The organism is Ruegeria pomeroyi DSS-3 (assembly GCF_000011965.2).
In the GTDB taxonomy this organism is placed as follows: domain Bacteria; phylum Pseudomonadota; class Alphaproteobacteria; order Rhodobacterales; family Rhodobacteraceae; genus Ruegeria_B; species Ruegeria_B pomeroyi.
Genome location: NC_003911.12, coordinates 2,646,895 through 2,663,777 on the forward strand (window position 1 = coordinate 2,646,895; position 16,883 = coordinate 2,663,777).

18 protein-coding genes are annotated in these 16,883 nt (G+C 65.4%); 6 read left to right on the forward strand and 12 right to left on the reverse strand.

All coding sequences use genetic code 11. The annotated features are described in order from the left end of the window. Positions 1–11 precede the first annotated feature (11 nt). The 6 genes from scpB to SPO_RS12715 form a co-directional block, all read right to left on the reverse strand. Positions 12–668, reverse strand: coding sequence for an SMC-Scp complex subunit ScpB (scpB, locus tag SPO_RS12690; protein ID WP_011048207.1), 657 nt, complete (start codon positions 666–668; stop codon positions 12–14). After that, on the reverse strand, positions 665–1,456 hold the full coding sequence (locus SPO_RS12695) for a segregation and condensation protein A (RefSeq protein ID WP_044028457.1): 792 nt from the start codon (positions 1,454–1,456) through the stop codon (positions 665–667). The genes scpB and SPO_RS12695 overlap by 4 nt, the downstream gene beginning before the upstream one ends. Then, positions 1,446–2,453, reverse strand: coding sequence for a beta-N-acetylhexosaminidase (nagZ, locus tag SPO_RS12700; protein WP_011048209.1), 1,008 nt, complete (start codon positions 2,451–2,453; stop codon positions 1,446–1,448). Before nagZ ends, SPO_RS12695 begins: the two co-directional genes overlap by 11 nt. Continuing rightward, positions 2,450–3,541, reverse strand: a complete 1,092-nt coding sequence (locus tag SPO_RS12705) for an SPOR domain-containing protein (protein ID WP_044028459.1) — start codon at positions 3,539–3,541, stop codon at positions 2,450–2,452. The genes nagZ and SPO_RS12705 overlap by 4 nt, the downstream gene beginning before the upstream one ends. A gap of 94 nt (positions 3,542–3,635) precedes the next feature. After that, complete coding sequence (gene argS / locus SPO_RS12710) at positions 3,636–5,381, reverse strand: arginine--tRNA ligase (protein WP_011048211.1); 1,746 nt, start codon at positions 5,379–5,381, stop codon at positions 3,636–3,638. Positions 5,382–5,452: 71 nt separating this feature from the next. Beyond that, on the reverse strand, positions 5,453–6,610 hold the full coding sequence (locus tag SPO_RS12715) for a deoxyguanosinetriphosphate triphosphohydrolase (RefSeq protein ID WP_011048212.1): 1,158 nt from the start codon (positions 6,608–6,610) through the stop codon (positions 5,453–5,455). 75 nt (positions 6,611–6,685) lie between these two features. Here SPO_RS12715 and SPO_RS12720 point away from each other — a divergent pair, with 75 nt between their 5' ends. After that, entirely contained in the window at positions 6,686–7,009 is a 324-nt protein-coding gene (locus SPO_RS12720) for a HesB/IscA family protein (protein WP_011048213.1), read from the forward strand. 3 nt (positions 7,010–7,012) lie between these two features. On the opposite strand, the gene SPO_RS12725 is transcribed toward SPO_RS12720, so the two are convergent. From SPO_RS12725 to SPO_RS12735, 3 genes are read right to left on the reverse strand one after another with little or no spacing between them, the layout of a single operon-like run. After that, positions 7,013–7,906, reverse strand: a complete 894-nt coding sequence (locus tag SPO_RS12725; protein WP_011048214.1) for a DMT family transporter — start codon at positions 7,904–7,906, stop codon at positions 7,013–7,015. Next, a complete protein-coding gene (locus SPO_RS12730; RefSeq protein WP_044028462.1) occupies positions 7,903–8,979 on the reverse strand; it encodes a DUF6902 family protein in 1,077 nt (358 codons plus the stop codon). Before SPO_RS12730 ends, SPO_RS12725 begins: the two co-directional genes overlap by 4 nt. Before the next feature lie 59 nt (positions 8,980–9,038). Then, entirely contained in the window at positions 9,039–9,446 is a 408-nt protein-coding gene (locus SPO_RS12735) for a DUF6749 family protein (RefSeq protein ID WP_144084002.1), read from the reverse strand. A gap of 346 nt (positions 9,447–9,792) precedes the next feature. Between SPO_RS12735 and xth the strand changes: the two genes are divergently transcribed. Next, positions 9,793–10,599 (forward strand): exodeoxyribonuclease III, encoded by an 807-nt coding sequence (gene xth / locus SPO_RS12740; protein ID WP_011048216.1) that lies wholly within the window; start codon positions 9,793–9,795, stop codon positions 10,597–10,599. A gap of 88 nt (positions 10,600–10,687) precedes the next feature. On the opposite strand, the gene SPO_RS12745 is transcribed toward xth, so the two are convergent. Next, a complete protein-coding gene (locus SPO_RS12745; protein WP_044028464.1) occupies positions 10,688–11,860 on the reverse strand; it encodes an FAD-dependent monooxygenase in 1,173 nt (390 codons plus the stop codon). A gap of 72 nt (positions 11,861–11,932) precedes the next feature. Then, the gene (gene dksA / locus SPO_RS12750) at positions 11,933–12,409 is read right to left on the reverse strand and encodes an RNA polymerase-binding protein DksA (RefSeq protein ID WP_011048218.1); all 477 of its coding nucleotides are present in this window, start codon (positions 12,407–12,409) and stop codon (positions 11,933–11,935) included. Between the two features lie 335 nt (positions 12,410–12,744). Here dksA and SPO_RS12755 point away from each other — a divergent pair, with 335 nt between their 5' ends. From SPO_RS12755 to SPO_RS12765, 4 genes are all read left to right on the forward strand, one after another. Then, the gene (locus tag SPO_RS12755) at positions 12,745–13,590 is read left to right on the forward strand and encodes an AAA family ATPase (protein WP_011048219.1); all 846 of its coding nucleotides are present in this window, start codon (positions 12,745–12,747) and stop codon (positions 13,588–13,590) included. A 203-nt stretch (positions 13,591–13,793) separates the two neighbouring features. After that, on the forward strand, positions 13,794–15,203 hold the full coding sequence (locus tag SPO_RS12760; RefSeq protein ID WP_051420365.1) for a DUF2927 domain-containing protein: 1,410 nt from the start codon (positions 13,794–13,796) through the stop codon (positions 15,201–15,203). A 15-nt stretch (positions 15,204–15,218) separates the two neighbouring features. Beyond that, the gene (locus SPO_RS22570; protein ID WP_011048221.1) at positions 15,219–15,386 is read left to right on the forward strand and encodes a hypothetical protein; all 168 of its coding nucleotides are present in this window, start codon (positions 15,219–15,221) and stop codon (positions 15,384–15,386) included. Between the two features lie 4 nt (positions 15,387–15,390). Continuing rightward, positions 15,391–16,575 carry a vWA domain-containing protein gene (locus SPO_RS12765; protein WP_011048222.1) on the forward strand — a complete coding sequence of 395 codons (1,185 nt, stop codon included), beginning with the start codon at positions 15,391–15,393 and terminating at the stop codon, positions 16,573–16,575. 44 nt (positions 16,576–16,619) lie between these two features. On the opposite strand, the gene SPO_RS12770 is transcribed toward SPO_RS12765, so the two are convergent. Continuing rightward, the gene (locus SPO_RS12770) at positions 16,620–16,808 is read right to left on the reverse strand and encodes a hypothetical protein (protein ID WP_158454176.1); all 189 of its coding nucleotides are present in this window, start codon (positions 16,806–16,808) and stop codon (positions 16,620–16,622) included. Positions 16,809–16,883: the final 75 nt, after the last annotated feature.

Genomic DNA, 16,883 nt, shown 5'->3' on the forward strand with positions numbered 1-16,883 from the left:
GGGCCTCGGGATCAATCTTCTTCAAAAAGCTCTGGTTGGCCCGTGTCCTCGTCGCCCTCGTCGCGCGCCTCGCCGATCGGCAAGGAGCCGGGCGGGGGCCGGTTTTCAAGCAGTCCGGCGGCGCGCAGCTCTTTCAGGCCCGGCAGGTCGCGGGCGCTTTCCAGCCCGAAATGATCCAGGAAATGCGGCGTCACCACAAAGGTGACCGGACGGCCCGGTGTCATCCGGCGGCGGCCCAGCCGGATCCACTCCATTTCCAGCAACTGGTCGATGGTGCCCCGGCTGACCGAGACGCCCCGGATCTCTTCGATCTCGGCCCGGGTCACCGGCTGGTGATAGGCGATGATCGCCAATGTCTCGATCGCCGCGCGCGACAGTTTGCGGGTTTCGACCGTTTCCTTCTGCATCAGGAAACCCAGGTCGGGCGCGGTGCGGATGGCCCAACCCTCGCCCACCTGTACAACCCGCACGCCGCGCCCCTCATAGCGTTTGCGCAGCATCTCGAGCGCCTGGGCCGGGTCGCTGCCATGGGGCATGCGCGCGGCCAGATCCCCCACGCCCACCGGATCGGGGCTGGCAAACAGCACGGCCTCGACCATGCGCTCCTGCTCTGCCATTGGCGGCGCCTCGAACAGGCTTTCGGTGCGGTCCTCGGGCGCGTCGTTCATGTATCTATGTCTTTCTTGCGCAGATGGATCGGGGCGAACAGCTCGCTTTGCCGGATTTCCAGATGCCCCTCCTTGACCAGCTGCAACGAGGCGGCAAAGGTCGCCGCCGTGGCCGAGCGGCGGCGCACCGGGTCCTTGCCCCAGCCTTCGGGCAGATAGCTGGCCATATCGGTCCAGCTGCCGGCAAACCCGATCAGCCCGCGCATCCGTTCCAGCGCCTGTTCCATCGTATAGACCTTGTCACGATCCATCACAAAGGGGCGGAATTCGTCGCGGGTGCGGATGCGGGCATAGGCCTGCATCAGGTCCAGCAGCGAGGCGGAATAGGTCACGGTGCGGATACGGGCGATATCCTCGCCCTTGCCCCGGCGGAAAAAGTCGCGCCCCAGCTGGTCGCGCCCCATCAGGCGCGCGGCGGAATCGCGCATCGCCTGCAAACGCTCAAGCTGAAAGGCCAGGTGTGCGGCCAGTTCCTCGCCCGAGGGGCCGTCCTCGTCCGGGTCGGGAGGCAAGAGCAGGCGCGATTTCAGAAAGGCGAGCCAGGCCGCCATCACCAGGTAATCTGCGGCCAGCTCGATGCGCAGCGCCTTGGCGCGCTCAACAAAGGCCAGGTATTGCCGCGCCAGTTCCAGCACCGAGATCTTGCGCAGATCCACCTTTTGCGTGCGCGACAGGGTCAGCAGCACGTCAAGCGGGCCCTCGAACCCGTCCACATCGACGATCAGCGCCTCGGCGGCCAGCCGTTCGGCAACCGTGGTCTGGTCTTCGCTGAAGAGGTTATCCGTCATACACCTGCCCGCCCATGACGCGAGATAGTTCCGCCTCGGCGGCGGGGATGTCAAGTTCCCCGGGTGGCTGACGCAGGGCCAGTGCCCGTTCGGCCCGCGCCTGGGCCTGGGCACTCATCCGGCCGGCGGCCCCGGCAGCGGCGGCGCGCTCGGCCAGGGTCTGGTTGCAGACAAGCGCCACATCGCATCCGGCGGCCAGCGCCCGGGCGGTCTTGTCGGCGATCGAGCCGGCCAGCGCCTTCATCGAGATATCGTCGGTCATGATCAGGCCCTGAAACCCGATCCGCTCGCGGATCAACGCCATCATCACCGGCGAGATGGTGGCGGGACGCGGGTCGATCCGGTCATAGACCAGATGCGCCGTCATCCCCATCGGCATGTCGTTGAGCGCCCGGAACGGTGCAAAGTCGGTGCCGTCCAGCGCCTCGGCCTCCAGCGCCACATGGGGCAGGTCATGGTGGCTGTCCAGCGTGGCGCGGCCATGGCCCGGCATATGTTTGACCACCGGCAGGACGCCGCCGTCCAGATGCCCCTGCGCCACCGCGCGGCCCAGCCGGGCCACGGTTTCCGGGTCAGAGCCGTAACAGCGGTTGCGCAGAAAGGGATGGGTTTCGTCGCGCGCCAGATCCAGCATCGGGGCGCAATTGCTGTCGATGCCTACCGCGCGCAGCTCATGCGCGATCAGCCGGGCGCGCAGATACATCGCACGCTCGGCCCCAGTGCCAGCGCGTGCCACGTGATCGAGCGGGGGGAGCCAGTTGCGCGCCAGCGGCGGGCGCAGGCGCTGCACCCGGCCGCCTTCCTGATCGACGGTGATCACACAATCGCGGCCCACCGCTTCGCGCATCTCTGCGCACAACGCGCGAACCTGATCGGCACTGTCGACATTGCGGGCAAACAGGATGAAGCCAAACGGATCGGCCTCGCGAAACAGGGCCTTTTCATCGGTGCTGAGCCGCAGCCCCTCGGCATCGAGGATGGTGGCGCCGAAGCTCACCGGGTGGTGACCGGGATGCAGTCGGCGCGTTCCGCCACCAGGACCGAGCAGAAATGACGGGCCTCGGCCAGATCGCCAAACCCAGCTGCGCGCAGACGATAGAAGGTGCGCCCGCCGCTGGAGGCCTCCTGGATCACGCGCTGCTTGCCGTCGAGATATTCGCCGAAGCGGCCATTCAGCCGGTCCCATTCAGCGCGCGCAATTTCGGGGCTGTCATAGGCGCCCAGCTGGGCCAGGCGGGTGCCGACCGGCAGGCTGGCCGGGTCGAGATCGACGGCGGTGGCGGCGCCAACGGCGGCGGTCACTGCCGCATTCATCGCATCGCGCGCCTCGGTTGCGGTCGGAACCGAGCGTTGCGGCCGGGTCTGGGGACGCAGCGAGCGGGCCACGCCGGGTTCGTCCACCAGTGCAAGCTGCGGATTCTCGGCCAGCAGGTCGGCGGGGTCGATGGCCTCCAGCGGTTCGGGCAGTTCGATCGAGGCGGTACGGCTGGTGCCTTCGTCCAGCAATGCGGTTTCGCGCTCGGCCAGGGGCGCGGCGCCTTCGGTCAGTTCCGCCACCAGCCGATCGATGTCACCATTGCGGAAGGCCTCGACCGCTTCGGGATCGGCGGCGTCAACCTCAAGCGAGGCCGGGATCGCACGCAGGTCTTCCATCGGCAGGTCGTCTTCGCTGAGCGAGACCGGGCGCGGCGCCAGAACCAGCCGATCGGCGGGCGGCGCGGCGCTGCCCGCGGCGGCGACAGTGTTGACGGAAAGCCCCTGATGATCGGCGGGGGTGCCACCGGGATTGTCGGGCTGGATGCGCATCGGCCCTTCGACCGCGCGCACCACGGGCACGCCGCTGACATCGCGCATCACCAGCTTGTAGCCCCAGATACCGACCCCGACCACCAGCACCAGAGAGCCGACGGCGCCGGCGATACTCATCGCGCGCGCCAGTCCAGGGCGGCCCGGCGCATGGCCGTAATCCTCGCCCGTGTCCTCGTCCGGGATCTCGTCCTCGACATCCAGCCCCATGCCGGGCATCTGATAGCTATACCGCACCTGGTTCGGGTTCACGTGACCCGCGTAATCGAAACTCGCCATATCCGCCTCACTGCCCTGTCGCGCAACACGTTGGTCGCGCGAAGGTTTTCTTGTTCCTGCCTCGGGCCGACGGTTCGGGCGGTGATGTTTCGAGTTACCGCATCTCCTCCGCCGGAGTGACACCAAGAATAGCAAGGCCAGCCGAAATCACAACCGCCACCGAACGGGCCAGTGCGATTTTTGCCTGGCTTGTGCCCTCATCGCCATCCTGGATGAACCTGAGTTCGCTCACGTCGTTGCCCCGGTTCCAGAGCGCGTGGAAATCTCCTGCAAGTTCATAGAGATAGAAGGCGATCCGGTGCGGTTCGTTGGTGCGCGCGGCAATCTCGACCAAGCGTGGCCATTCTGCCAGTTTGCGCATCACCGCCAGCTCTGCCTCGTGCCCAAGAAGGCCCAGATCGGCCGCGCGCAGCGCCGTATCCGAGGTATCGATCCCGGCCTCGGCCGCGCGCCGCAGCACCGAGGATACCCGCGCATGGGCGTATTGCACGTAGAAAACCGGGTTCTCGCGGCTCTGCTCCAGCACCTTGTCGAAATCGAAATCCAGCGGTGCATCGTTCTTGCGGGTCAGCATGACAAAGCGCGTCACATCCGCTCCCACCTGATCGACCACATCGCGCAGGGTGACAAAGTTGCCCGCCCGTTTCGACATCTTGAAGGGCTCGCCATTCTTCCACAGCTTGACCAGCTGGCACAGCTTGATGTCGAGCGGCACGCGCCCGTCGGACAGGGCCGAAACGGCGGCCTTCATCCGTTTGACATAGCCGCCATGATCGGCGCCGAACACATCAATAAGTGCGTCGAAGCCTCTGGAAACCTTGTCATAATGATAGGCGATGTCGGGGGCGAAATAGGTCCATGCACCGTCCGACTTCATGATCGGGCGGTCGACGTCATCGCCGTGTTCGGTGGATTTGAACAGGGTCTGTTCACGCGGCTCCCAATCCTCGGGCAGCTTGCCCTTGGGCGGCTCTAGCGTGCCGCGATAGATCAGCCCCTTGGCGCGCAGACTGTCGATCGCCGCCTCGATCCGGCCAGTGCCGTAAAGCGACTTTTCCGAATAGAACACGTCCATCTTGACCCCGAGCTGGGCCAGATCGGCACGGATCAGCTCCATCATCGCGTCGGTGGCGAAATCGCGGATCGCTTCCAGCCAGACCTCTTCGGGCTGGCCGACATAGGCGTCACCCACCTTGTCCTTGAGCGCCTGGCCGACCTCGACCAGGTATTCGCCGGGATAGGTGCCGTCGACGAATTCCACCGCCTGTCCATGCGCCTCGAGATAGCGCAGATAGACCGAGCGGGCGAGCACGTCGACCTGGGCGCCGCCGTCGTTGATGTAGTATTCGCGCGTCACCTGATAGCCGGCGTAATCCAGCAGGCTGGCCAGCGCGTCGCCGAATACCGCGCCCCTTGTGTGGCCCACATGCAGCGGGCCGGTGGGGTTGGCGCTGACATATTCCACGTTGACCTTCTTGCCCTGCCCCATGTCCGAGCGGCCATAGGCGGTGCCGTCCAACAGCACGGTGCCCACGACCCGCTGCCAGACAGGCGCGGCCAGGGTCAGGTTGAGAAAGCCGGGCCCGGCCACCTCGGCCTTGGCCACGCGCGCATCGGCGGCCAGCCGGGCGGCCAGCGTCTCGGCGATGTCGCGAGGTTTCTGGCCGGCGGGCTTGGCCAGCACCATGGCGGCATTGGTGGCCATGTCGCCATGGGCGGCATCGCGCGGCGGTTCAACCGCCACATTGGCGAAATCGAGGCCCTGGGGCAGCGCGCCCTCGGCCTGCATCTGTTCCAGCGCCTCCAGAACGAGGCCGCGCATCTCGGTAAAGAGGTTCATCTCGGCATCCTTTTGATTGACTGGCGGTTTACCACGCAAGGCGGCAAGGTCAATGCAGCCTGGTGCGCGCGTCAGTGCCGGATCGGATCGCGCCCGGTCAGCCGCGCGTGGTCCTGCAGAGCAAAGCGGTCGGTCATGCCCGAGACATAATCGGACACGATCCGCGCCAGCGCGGTCTCGTCCGGGGCGGCATCGATCTCGCCATGCCAGTGCCTGGGCATCTGCCGGGGATCACCCAGATAGATCGGAAAGAGTTCCTCGACCACCCGCGCCACCTGTTCGCGCACCACCATCACCGAGGGCGCGCGATACATGCGGGTGAACAGGAACGCCCGGATCTGACGCAGATCGGACCAGAGCGCATCCGAAAACCGGATCACCGGGCGGCCCAGATGGCGGATATCGGCGACACTCTCGGCCCCCGACCCGGCCAGCGCCGCGCGCGAGGTGTCGATCACATCGGCCACCATGACACCGAACACGCGCCGCAGCGCCTCGTGCCGGCGGCGATAGGCATCGGTATCGGGATAGGTGCGGTCGACCTCGGCGTAACAGTCGCCGACGATGGGAAGTTCGGCAATCTCGTCATCGCTGAACAGCCCGGCGCGCAACCCGTCATGCAGGTCGTGGTTGTTGTAGGCGATGTCGTCGGACAGGGCGGCGACCTGCGCCTCGGCGCTGGCATGGGTGTCCAGTTCCAGATCAAAGGTGGCATTGCACTCCGCCAGCGCCCAGGGCAGCGCACCCGTGACTGGGCCGTTATGCTTGGCAATCGCCTCAAGCGTTTCCCAGGTCAGGTTCAGCCCGTCAAAGGCGGCGTAATGCCGTTCCAGCCGGGTGACGATGCGAATGGCCTGTGCGTTGTGGTCGAAACCGCCATAGGGCGCCATCAGCGCATGCAGCGCATCCTCGCCGGTATGGCCAAAGGGCGTGTGGCCCAGGTCATGGGCCAACGCCACCGCCTCGGTCAGTTCCGGGTTCAGCCCCAGCGCGCCCGCGATGGTGCGCGCCACCTGCGCCACCTCGATCGAATGGGTCAGCCGGGTGCGATAGCTGTCACCCTCATGCTCGACAAAGACCTGGGTCTTGTGTTTCAACCTGCGAAAGGCGCTGGCATGGATGATCCGGTCACGGTCACGCTGGAAACAGGAGCGAAAGCCGCTTTCCTCTTCGGGCACCAGCCGCCCGCGCGCCCGGCCCGGATCCGAGGCAAACCCCGCTCTTTTCAATGCTCTCGTCCTTGTCGCCTGTCCCTGCCCCCTCTATATTGCAGGCGACACCGGAAAGAAACCGTGGAGACCGCAATGCGCCTGCCCCCCAAAGTGACTGACCGCGCCTTTGCCCGGCTGGCCGAGATCGGCGCCGCGGATCAGGGCCAGGCGCTGCGCGTCGCGGTCGAAGGCGGCGGCTGTTCCGGCTTTCAATACGAGATCGCGCTGGATGCGCCCAAGTCCGACGACCTGGTGCTTGAGGGTCAGGGTCAGCGGGTGGTGGTCGATGCGGTGTCGCTGCCGTTTCTGGAAAACGCCGTCATCGACTTCTCCGAAGAGCTGATCGGCGCGCGGTTTGTGATCGACAATCCGAATGCCACCGCCTCGTGCGGCTGCGGCACCTCGTTCTCGATCTGAGCCTCAGGGATCAGTGCGCAGGCTCAGCTCCTCCTGCTCGCGGGTGGTGGGGGTCATCTGATCCCAGATCAGATAGAGGCCCGAGACCATCACGATGGCGGCGCCCAGCCAGGTCATCGGCGCGGGCCATTCGCCAAAGGCCAGCGCGCCCAGCGCCACCATCCAGACAAATTGCAGGTTCAACAGCGGCGTGACCACATAGGCCGCCAGCAGCCTGAGCGCGATCACCAGCAGCCAGCGCGCCAGGAACAACAGCGCCGCATAGGCCCCGACCCAGGCCAGATCCAGCATCGGCATCGGCACCCAGACAAAGGGCAGCGCCGCCGCCATGCTGAGCCCCAGCGCCAGGTTCGGATAAAACACCTGCGCCAGCGCATTGCTTTCATACCGGCCGATATAACGCGACAGGATCAGCGAGAAGGTGCCCGTCACCACCCCGCCCAGCGCCCAGAGATGCCCGGCCCCGATGGCACCGATTCCACCCGGCATCAGGCAGAGCACGCCGACAAACCCCGCCACCAGCGCAGCCCAGGCCGCCGGGCGGGCATGTTCGTCCAGCATCAGCCCCGACATCAGCGCCGCCATGATCGGCATCAGCCCGATAAAGACAAAGACATCGGCAAAGGGCAGCAGCCGGAAGGTATGGAAGAAGCAGAGCGAGGCCACCACCGTGGCCAGCGCCCGCAGCGCCATGGCACGCGGGCAGACGGTTTTCAGCGCGCGCGCCCGATTGCGCCGGGCCGCCGCCAGGCTGATCGCCGCAACGATGAGACCCGAGATCGCATAAAGCTGCGGCGCCGCATATCCTTGGGCGATAAGCTTGGTGATCGCATCGGCCGACGAGATCACCGCCGTGTAGGCCAGAACCAGCCCGCCCCCTGTCAGCGCCGCCCTCATCCCGCCACCCGCAAGCGGGTGCTGCGGGCAAAGCCGGCAAAGAAGGCGTCAAATCTTGGGCTGCTGGCCTCGGCCTCGGTCAGGATGTCATGGCCGGTTTCGCTGAGCTGTGCCGCAATTTGCGGCCGCATCCGGTGCCAGTCGCCGCTGCGCGCCGCGCCCATCCGGTAGATACATTCGGAAATCTCGCGCAGCGGACCGCCCCAGTTCGCCGCCCGGTGAAACGAAACCGGGCCTTGCGCCACCGCCTGCGCGGGCGCACCGCGCCCTGCCGCCAGCCCGGCCCAGGCGCAGACCAGATATTCGTGATAATCGTCCTGCATCTCGGCCTGCGCTCCGTTGCGAAGGGTGAATCCCCCCGTTGCACCCGCCAGCCAGTTTTCCCAGATCGGCGAGGGCGTTGCCCCAGCATAGCGCATTGCGACGCAGATTTCCGCCAAAAGATCCGCGTTTTGCTCGAGATAGGCCAAAAGCCCGGCAAATTCGAGGCTGACAAGCGCCTCTGACGGCAGGTCCGGAACGCGCCGCCCGTATTCGGACAGGTAGAAAACGATATGGGTCAGCTCATAAGCCGCCTTCTTGTTGGGCAGTGCAAAGGTGTCCGAGCGGGCGATGAAATCATGCAGGCGCCCGGTCAGGCCGGTATCGCGCGACACCAGCGTCACGCTACGCCGCGCCAGCAGGCGGCGCGCCTCGGCGCGTTGCAGGTCGGACAGCTCGGCCTCGGGCAGGCCCTGCCCGGCCACCCATTCGGCCAGTTCGGCGCCGGTCTCTCCCGCCATCCCCAGATCCTCCAGATCCAGGCAGATCGACAGCAGGAACCGGTAGTATTGCGGGAAGAAGCGCAGCCGCTCGGGCAAATCCCGGTAGAACAACAGATGCGGCGCCAGGGCCTCGGCGTCCGGGGTCTGGCCGGTGCATTCCAGGATGTTCAGAAGTTCGGCATTTTCCTTGAGCCAGAACACATCATCGGCGAACCGGCGATGGCTGGCAAACCCTTCGATCAGCGCCGCGAGCCCTCGAAGGGGCCCGAAGCTTGGGCGCCGGGCGCTCAGCTGGATAACGTTCGACATGAGAAATCTCCCCTGTTTCGCGGCGTCCAACAAACGCCCGGCCTGTCCCTTGTGCGCGCTCAGCTGCCCGACGAGAACATCTGGGTGCCTTCGCCCAGCTTCACGGCAACGGCGCCGGTCTTCTGGCAGCTGGTCGAGAACATCTGCACACCCTCGCCGGTGGTGGTGTCGCGGCCCGAGGCCTCGCAGCTGGTCGAGAACATTTGCACGCCCTCGCCGGTCGTGGTGTCGCGGCCCGAGGCCTCGCAGCTGGTCGAGAACATTTGCACGCCCTCGCCGGTCGTGGTGTCGCGGCCCGACGCCTCGCAGCTGGTCGAGAACATCTGTGCACCCTCGCCCATCAAGGCACTGGCCGAGGCCATCGGCGCGGATCCGGACGAAAACAGCCCGGTCACATCGCCGTCCATCATGCTGGCACCGTCTTTGATTTCGCCTTGGATTTGGTTGATCTTGAGCATGGCAGTCATTGGTCTGTCCCCCAGAGTTGGTGTTGATGACCCCCTCACGGTTGCAGGACTGCCAGTGTTCGAAAAGCTTTTTTTCAATCATACGTTGCAAAATAATGAGTTATCCACATTAAGGAAATAGGGCAAAAATGTGCCATCTAATAAAATTGCAGCCCACGGAAATCATTGAAAAATTTTTATCCACAGGCCTGAAATCCGGCCAATTGGGGCGGAATTGAGGCAACCTGACAGCGAATCACGATGGCGAATTCGCCTGTTCTTTGCGATCTGGCAGCCCTGGCACCGCTTGCCCCCGCCGCGCGGATCGGGGATAGATCAATCCCAGGCCAGCGCAGGAGACCCGGACATGAAGATCGCCACGTTCAACATCAACGGGATCAAGGCCCGCGCCGAGGCGCTGCCTGCATGGCTGGACAGCGCGCAGCCCGATGTGGCGCTGTTGCAAGAAATCAAGTCGGTGGACGAAAGCTTTCCCCGCGAGATGTTCGAAGAACGCGGCTATAACGTGGAAACCCACGGGCAAAAGGGGTTCAACGGGGTGGCGATCCTGTCCAAACTGCCGCTCGAGGATGTCTCGCGCGGGTTGCCGGGCGACGACAGCGACGAGCAGGCGCGCTGGATCGAGGCCACGGTGGTGGGCAAACAGGCGCTGCGCCTGTGCGGGCTGTACCTGCCCAATGGCAATCCGGTGGAGCTGACCGAAAGCGGCGATCCGGTGCCGGGCGGCAAATACGACTACAAGCTGCGCTGGATGGAGCGGCTGCAAGCCCGCGCCACCGAGCTGATGGCGGCCGAGGAACCGGCGCTGATGGCGGGCGATTACAACATCATCCCGCAGGCCGAGGATGCCAAGCGCCCCGAGGCCTGGCGCGAGGACGCGCTGTTTCGCCCCGAAAGCCGCGCCGCCTTTCGCCGTATCCTGAACCTGGGATTTACCGAAGCCTTCCGCGCGCGGGTGCAGGGACCGGGGCATTACTCGTTCTGGGACTATCAGGCCGGCGCCTGGAACCGCAATGACGGTATCCGCATCGACCATTTCCTGCTGACCCCGCAGGCCGCCGACCTGATGCGCGATTGCGGCATCGACAAGGAGGTCCGTGGCAGAGACAAGCCCTCCGATCACGTGCCGGTCTGGGTCGAGCTGGATATCTGAGCCGCTGGGTGGGCCGGGGGCGCTGCCCCCGTCGCGCAGGCGCGACTCCCCCGAGGTATTTTGGAACAGAAGAAAAGAGGGGTCCGGTCTAGGCGCCCCGGGTCACGTCGTGACGGTAGAGCCAGTCGAACTGGCGCACCATGCGGGCGGGCGCCAGCCTGCCACCCAGCGACAGGGCCAGATGCGCCGGGCCGCGCAGGGGGGCGCGCAGGTGGTACTTCCAGGCATTGCCGTTGGCCGCGGCGATCACCCGGCGCGCGCGCGCCTGGCGGCGGTCCTGATAGGCGGCAAGCCCCAGCTCGATCCCCGGTGCCTTGCCCAGCTCATCGGCCAGCACCCAGGCGTCTTCGAGCGCCATATTGGCGCCCTGCGCCATGAAGGGAAGGGTCGGATGGGCGGCATCGCCGACAAGCGTGACCCGGCCCCTATGCCAGGTCTCGGCCACCGGGTGGCGGAACAGGCCCCAGAGACCCGGGGCGCGCACCTGCGCCAGCAGCGCCGCCGGCAGTCCGGTGAAATCGGCAAAAGCGGCGCGCAGATTGGCGGGATCGTCGGACTGGCTCCAGCTTTCGGCGGTCCAGTCGGCGCGCTCCTGCACCGCGACCAGGTTGACCAGGCTGCCGCCGCGCAGCGGGTAGCAGACCAGATGCCGGCCTGGCCCCATGAAGACCCGCGCCTCGTCCGGCAGGCCGACCGTGTTGGGCACGGTGGCGCGCCAGGCGATCTGGCCGGTGAAGAAGGGTTTTGCCGCCCCATTGAGCGCGGCGCGGGCGCGCGAATGCAGCCCGTCGGCGCCAACCACCAGATCGGCGGTCAGATGGGCGCCATTGCACATGTGCAGGACCGGCGGCGATCCGGGGTCGACACGGTCCACTTTCTGCAAAAGCCGGACATTGACCCCCGCCCGGCGCACCGCCCCGGCCAGCAGGTCGATCAGATCGGCCCGATGCACGAAGGCATAGCGCTGATCGCCCGCATGGCGCATCAGGTCGAGCCGCAGCACCTCGCCCGGACGGCGGTAATCCGACAGCACCACCGCGCGGCCCCGGACCGAAATCGCCTCGAAGGCCGGACCCAGCCCGAGCGCGCCCAGAACAGCCGCACCATTGGGGCTGACCTGGATCCCGGCGCCCACCTCGGCGATGGCATCGGCCTGTTCCAGCACCGTGACATCGGCGCCGCGCGCCTTGAGCGCCAGCGCCGCCGCCAGGCCGCCGATCCCGGCACCCACCACGATGATCCTGGTTCCGAACATTCCCATGCGCCCCCTTTAACGCAAAAACGCCGGGGCGAAAGGCCCCGGCGTTTCCGCTGATTGTCGCAGGCCGCGACGTCAATCGTCGCGATGGACCTTTTCGCGGCGCTCGTGACGCTCTTGCGCCTCGAGCGTCATGGTCGCGATCGGGCGCGCATCCAGCCGCTTGAGCGAGATCGGATCGCCGGTGACCTGGCAATAGCCGTATTCACCCTCGTCGATGCGGCGCAGCGCGGCGTCGATCTTGGCGACCAGCTTGCGCTGGCGGTCGCGGGTTCTGAGTTCCAGTGCGCGATCGGTCTCTTCGCTGGCGCGGTCGGCCACGTCGGGAATATTGCGCGTGCCGTCCTGCAACCCTTCGATCGTATCGCGGCTGCCCGCCATAAGCTCGTGTTTCCAGTTGATCAGCTTGCGGCGGAAATACTCAAGCTGACGGTCGTTCATGAATGGCTCGTCTTCGGCCGGGCTGTAGTCTTCCGGCAGAAAGGATTCCGGCTTCATCTGTGCTCCCTCGGTCTGGCCAACAACGTCCGTTTCGGTAATATGTTCAGACATTCGGCTCCCCCTTCTGCCGCAGCGTTTATCCGACGAGCCGGGGATTGTCACTACACAAAGACATATGACCGCGGCCAAATCCCGCCCGCCCCCGCAACGCGTCGCATCCCCCGAAAACTATGCGCAAACCCTTGAATTTCGGTGAATTCCCCTGGCTGGCGCCCCTGCTTGCCGCAACATGACGTTACGACATATGACCTGGGCGGGCGGGTTTTGTCAGCATGAAGAGTGGAAACAGGGTGTTTCCAGCCGCCACCGCGACGCCGCGGCGCGCCTTGCCAAAGGGGAAGACGCGCTTTACCTCGGGGTCAAGACCGACCGGATGAGGGGCCGAGATGACTGCACGTTTCCAGGGAACCGCCGAATATGTGGCGACCGACGATCTGACCATTGCGGTGAATGCCGCCGTGACACTGGAGCGGCCGCTGCTGGTCAAGGGCGAACCGGGTACCGGCAAGACCGAGCTGGCCCGTCAGGTCGCCGGTGCGCTGGGGCTGCGGATGATCGAGTGGAACGTGAAGTCCACCACCCGCGCGCAGCAGGGCCTGTATGAATATGACGCGGTCAGCCGCCTGCGCGACAGCCAGCTGGGCGAAGAGCGCGTGCATGATGTGGGCAACTACATCAAGAAGGGCAAGCTGTGGCAGGCCTTTGATTCCGACGAGAAGGTGGTGTTGCTGATCGACGAGATCGACAAGGCCGACATCGAGTTCCCCAACGACCTGTTGCAGGAGCTCGACAAGATGGAGTTCCATGTCTACGAGACCGGGCAGACCGTCCGGGCCCGGCAGCGCCCCATCGTCATCATCACCTCGAACAATGAAAAGGAACTGCCCGACGCGTTTCTGCGGCGCTGTTTCTTTCACTACATCCGCTTTCCCGACGAGGCCACCATGCGCCGCATCGTCGAGGTGCATCACCCCGGCATCAAGGAATCGCTGCTGACCGCCGCGCTGACCCAGTTCTACGAGATTCGCGAGACGCAGGGGCTGAAGAAGAAACCCTCGACCTCCGAGGTGATCGACTGGCTGAAACTGCTGCTGGCCGAGGATCTGAGCGCCGAGGATCTGCGCCGTGACGGCGCCAATGCGCTGCCGAAGCTGCATGGCGCGCTGCTGAAGAACGAGCAGGATGTGCACCTGTTCGAGCGGCTTGCCTTCATGGCGCGCGGCAAGCGCTGATTCCGGGCGATTGGCGACGGATTGAGGGCGGTTCAACGCGAGCCGCCCTTTTTGTTTCCAAAAAAGTGGTAAACAGGGCCTTAATTGCCTGACGCGCGCTTGCCCCGACGGGGTCGCAGATGCCACCATGACCCTATTGCAGCGGTAACCAATCACCGCGCATTGGATTGACAGGTCTGGTATCGTTGAGCAGCAGTAACAAAATGACAGTCACAAGCGCCTTATCCCGCACCATCTCCCGCCCGCTTGTCCGGGCACTTGCTCTGGTCTCGGGCCTTGGCCTTGCCGCCTGCGATACCGTCCCGCTCGAGGATACGCCGACCCGGGCGCAGACCCCCGGTCTGTCGCTGGAGCCGATGAAAAGCTTTGGCGCCACCCGCGTGCAGCCACCGCAACGCTCGAACGGCAATATCGCCGCCGATTTCCTCGCCCTGCATTTCCAGCTGGAAAGCGGGCGCGACCTGCCCGTGTTCACCCGGTTCGAAACCCCGATCACCGTGCGCGTGACCGGCTCGCCGCCCGCCAGCCTGCAACCGGATCTGACCCGGCTGCTGGGGCGTCTGCGCAGCGAGGCCGGGATCGACATCCGTCAGGTCAGCGAGGCCGGCGCCAGTATCACCATCGAGGCCGTCAGCCGCGAGGAGATTGGCCGCGCCCTGCCCCATGCGGCCTGTTTCGTGGTTCCCAACGTTTCAAGCCTGGCCGAGTTCCGCCGCGACCGCCGCAAGGACAAGACCAACTGGGCCAACCTGCGCAAACGCGAGCGGCTGGGTATCTTCGTGCCCTATGACAGCAGCCCGCAGGAACTGCGCGACTGCCTGCACGAGGAACTGGCACAGGCGATCGGTCCGCTCAACGACCTCTACAGCCTGCCGGATTCGGTGTTCAACGACGACAATATCCACACCATCCTGACCGGGTTCGACATGCTGGTGCTGCGCGCCACCTATGCGCCCGAACTGCGCAGCGGCATGAGCCGCGATCAGGTCACCGCGGTGCTGCCCGACCTGCTGGGCAGGCTCAATCCGCGCGGCGTCACCGTGGCGGCGCGGCCGGTGGTCACGACCCCGCGTGCCTGGATCGACCAGGTGCAGGCCGCCCTTGGCCCGGGCGTGGCCTTTCAGACCCGTCTGGATGCGGCCAACCGCGCCGCGCAGATGGCCCAGTCCTGGGGTTGGACCGATCAGCGCCGTGCCTTTGGCCATTACATGCTGGGGCGGATGCTGCAAACCGCCGATCCTGACCTTGCCCAGCGCCATTTCCTGACCGCGATGCAGGTGCTGCAATCGACACCGGGCACACGACTGCACCAGGCCTATGTGACCACCCAGACCGCCGCCTTTGCGATCTCGCGGGGTGATGGCGCCGGGGCGCTGGCCCAGCTGCGCCCGATGCGCGACGTCGCCGCCCAGGCCGAAAACGCCGCGTTGCTGGCCACCCTGATGATGCTCGAGGCCGAGGCGCTGACGCTGTTGGGCAAAACCGACGCGGCGCGCGACCTGCGGCTGGACAGTGTCGGCTGGGCGCGCTACGGGTTCGGCTCTGACTGGGCGGTTCGGGCCAAGATGCAGGAGATCGCGTCGCTGAACCCCCGCAACGCACTGGGCGGCTAAGGCGGGTAAGAACGCATGATTGTCATCGCAGCGGCGCTGTTTGGCGCCCTACTTGGCGGGCTGACCGCCAAGCGACGTAACGGCACAACCGCGGATATCGCGCAATATGCGGCGGGCTACGCGATTGCCTTCGCGCTCCTCGGGATGATAGCAACATTGGTGATCCACCGTCTGATGGTCTGAGCCGATGTTCCTGCCCTTCTTCGAGAATTTGCGCAAAGCCGGGGTGCCGGTGTCGCTGCGCGAATACCTGACCTTTCTCGAGGGCATGAAGAAGGGGCTGGCCACCTACGATGTCGAGGCCTTCTATTATCTGGCCCGCGTGTCGATGGTGAAGGACGAGCGCAATATCGACAAGTTCGACCGCGCCTTTGCCGCCAGTTTCAAGGGGCTTGAGGATATCACTTTTGAACAGGTGATGGAGGCCGTCGATATCCCCGCCGACTGGCTGGAGAAGATGGCCGAAAAGCATCTGTCGCCCGAGGAGAAGGCCGAGATCGAGGCGCTGGGCGGGTTCGACAAGCTGATGGAGACGCTGCGTGAGCGGCTCAAGGAACAAGAGGGCCGCCACCAGGGCGGCAACAAGTGGATCGGCACCGCCGGAACCTCGCCCTTTGGCGCCTATGGCTATAACCCCGAAGGGGTGCGCATCGGCCAGAAGGAAAGCCGCCACCAGCGCGCGGTCAAGGTCTGGGACAAGCGCGAATTCAAGAACCTCGATGACACGGTCGAACTGGGTACTCGCAACATCAAGGTGGCGCTGAAGCGCCTGCGCCGCTGGGCGCGTGAGGGCGCGGCGATGGAGCTGGACCTGGACGGCACCATCCGCGCCACAGCCGAACACGGCTATCTGGACGTCAAGGAACGCCCCGAACGGCACAACGCGGTCAAGGTGGTGCTGTTTCTCGACGTGGGCGGCTCGATGGACCCGCATGTGAAAGTGGTCGAAGAGCTGTTCTCGGCCGCACGGTCCGAGTTCAAGCATCTGGAATACTACTACTTCCACAATTGCCTGTACGAAGGCGTCTGGCGCGACAACCGCCGCCGCTGGGACGCGCAGATCCCCACCCATGAGGTGCTGCGCACCTATGGTCCCGATTACAAATGCATCTTCGTGGGCGATGCCTCGATGAGCCCTTACGAGATCGCCTATCCCGGCGGCGCCAACGAGCATTGGAACCAGGAGGCTGGTCAGGTCTGGCTGGCACGCGCGCGCGAGCAATGGGCCAGCAACCTCTGGATCAACCCGGTGCCCGAGAAATACTGGGACTATACCCATTCGATCGGCATGATCCGCGAGATTTTCGACGACCGGATGGTGCCGATGACCCTGTCGGGGCTGGAACAGGGCATGCGGGTGCTGACACGCTGAGCACAAGCGGCCAAGCGGTCAGCCCCGGCTGTTGCTTTGTTCGATCAGAACGCCACGCCCACGCAAACCGGCTCTCCGGTCTCGGTGGCGGACAGGCTGTAGCCTTCGGGACAGACCGGATTGCCCAGCTTGTCGAATGCGGGGGCTTCAAGGATCTGAACCGGCTCGGGTTCGGGTTCGGAACAGCCCATCAGTGGCAGGGCAAAGGCAATCAAAAGGGTCAATCTGGTCATCATCGCTCGTGGTTCCTTGCATCAAAGCGCGCGGCTGCATCGGGCCGCCAGTGGCACGCTAGGCGCGGGCACTTT

Bases quoted from the DNA above. Each gene is read 5' to 3' on its own strand.
- scpB (WP_011048207.1), bottom strand. From the start codon at position 668: ATGAACGACGCGCCCGAGGACCGCACCGAAAGCCTGTTCGAGGCGCCG.
- SPO_RS12695 (WP_044028457.1), bottom strand. From the start codon at position 1,456: ATGACGGATAACCTCTTCAGCGAAGACCAGACCACGGTTGCCGAACGG.
- SPO_RS12705 (WP_044028459.1), bottom strand. From the start codon at position 3,541: ATGGCGAGTTTCGATTACGCGGGTCACGTGAACCCGAACCAGGTGCGG.
- argS (WP_011048211.1), bottom strand. From the start codon at position 5,381: ATGAACCTCTTTACCGAGATGCGCGGCCTCGTTCTGGAGGCGCTGGAA.
- SPO_RS12720 (WP_011048213.1), top strand. From the start codon at position 6,686: ATGCGCCTGCCCCCCAAAGTGACTGACCGCGCCTTTGCCCGGCTGGCC.
- SPO_RS12725 (WP_011048214.1), bottom strand. From the start codon at position 7,906: ATGAGGGCGGCGCTGACAGGGGGCGGGCTGGTTCTGGCCTACACGGCG.
- SPO_RS12730 (WP_044028462.1), bottom strand. From the start codon at position 8,979: ATGTCGAACGTTATCCAGCTGAGCGCCCGGCGCCCAAGCTTCGGGCCC.
- SPO_RS12735 (WP_144084002.1), bottom strand. From the start codon at position 9,446: ATGACTGCCATGCTCAAGATCAACCAAATCCAAGGCGAAATCAAAGAC.
- xth (WP_011048216.1), top strand. From the start codon at position 9,793: ATGAAGATCGCCACGTTCAACATCAACGGGATCAAGGCCCGCGCCGAG.
- SPO_RS12745 (WP_044028464.1), bottom strand. From the start codon at position 11,860: ATGGGAATGTTCGGAACCAGGATCATCGTGGTGGGTGCCGGGATCGGC.
- dksA (WP_011048218.1), bottom strand. From the start codon at position 12,409: ATGTCTGAACATATTACCGAAACGGACGTTGTTGGCCAGACCGAGGGA.
- SPO_RS12755 (WP_011048219.1), top strand. From the start codon at position 12,745: ATGACTGCACGTTTCCAGGGAACCGCCGAATATGTGGCGACCGACGAT.
- SPO_RS12760 (WP_051420365.1), top strand. From the start codon at position 13,794: ATGACAGTCACAAGCGCCTTATCCCGCACCATCTCCCGCCCGCTTGTC.
- SPO_RS22570 (WP_011048221.1), top strand. From the start codon at position 15,219: ATGATTGTCATCGCAGCGGCGCTGTTTGGCGCCCTACTTGGCGGGCTG.
- SPO_RS12765 (WP_011048222.1), top strand. From the start codon at position 15,391: ATGTTCCTGCCCTTCTTCGAGAATTTGCGCAAAGCCGGGGTGCCGGTG.
- SPO_RS12770 (WP_158454176.1), bottom strand. From the start codon at position 16,808: ATGACCAGATTGACCCTTTTGATTGCCTTTGCCCTGCCACTGATGGGC.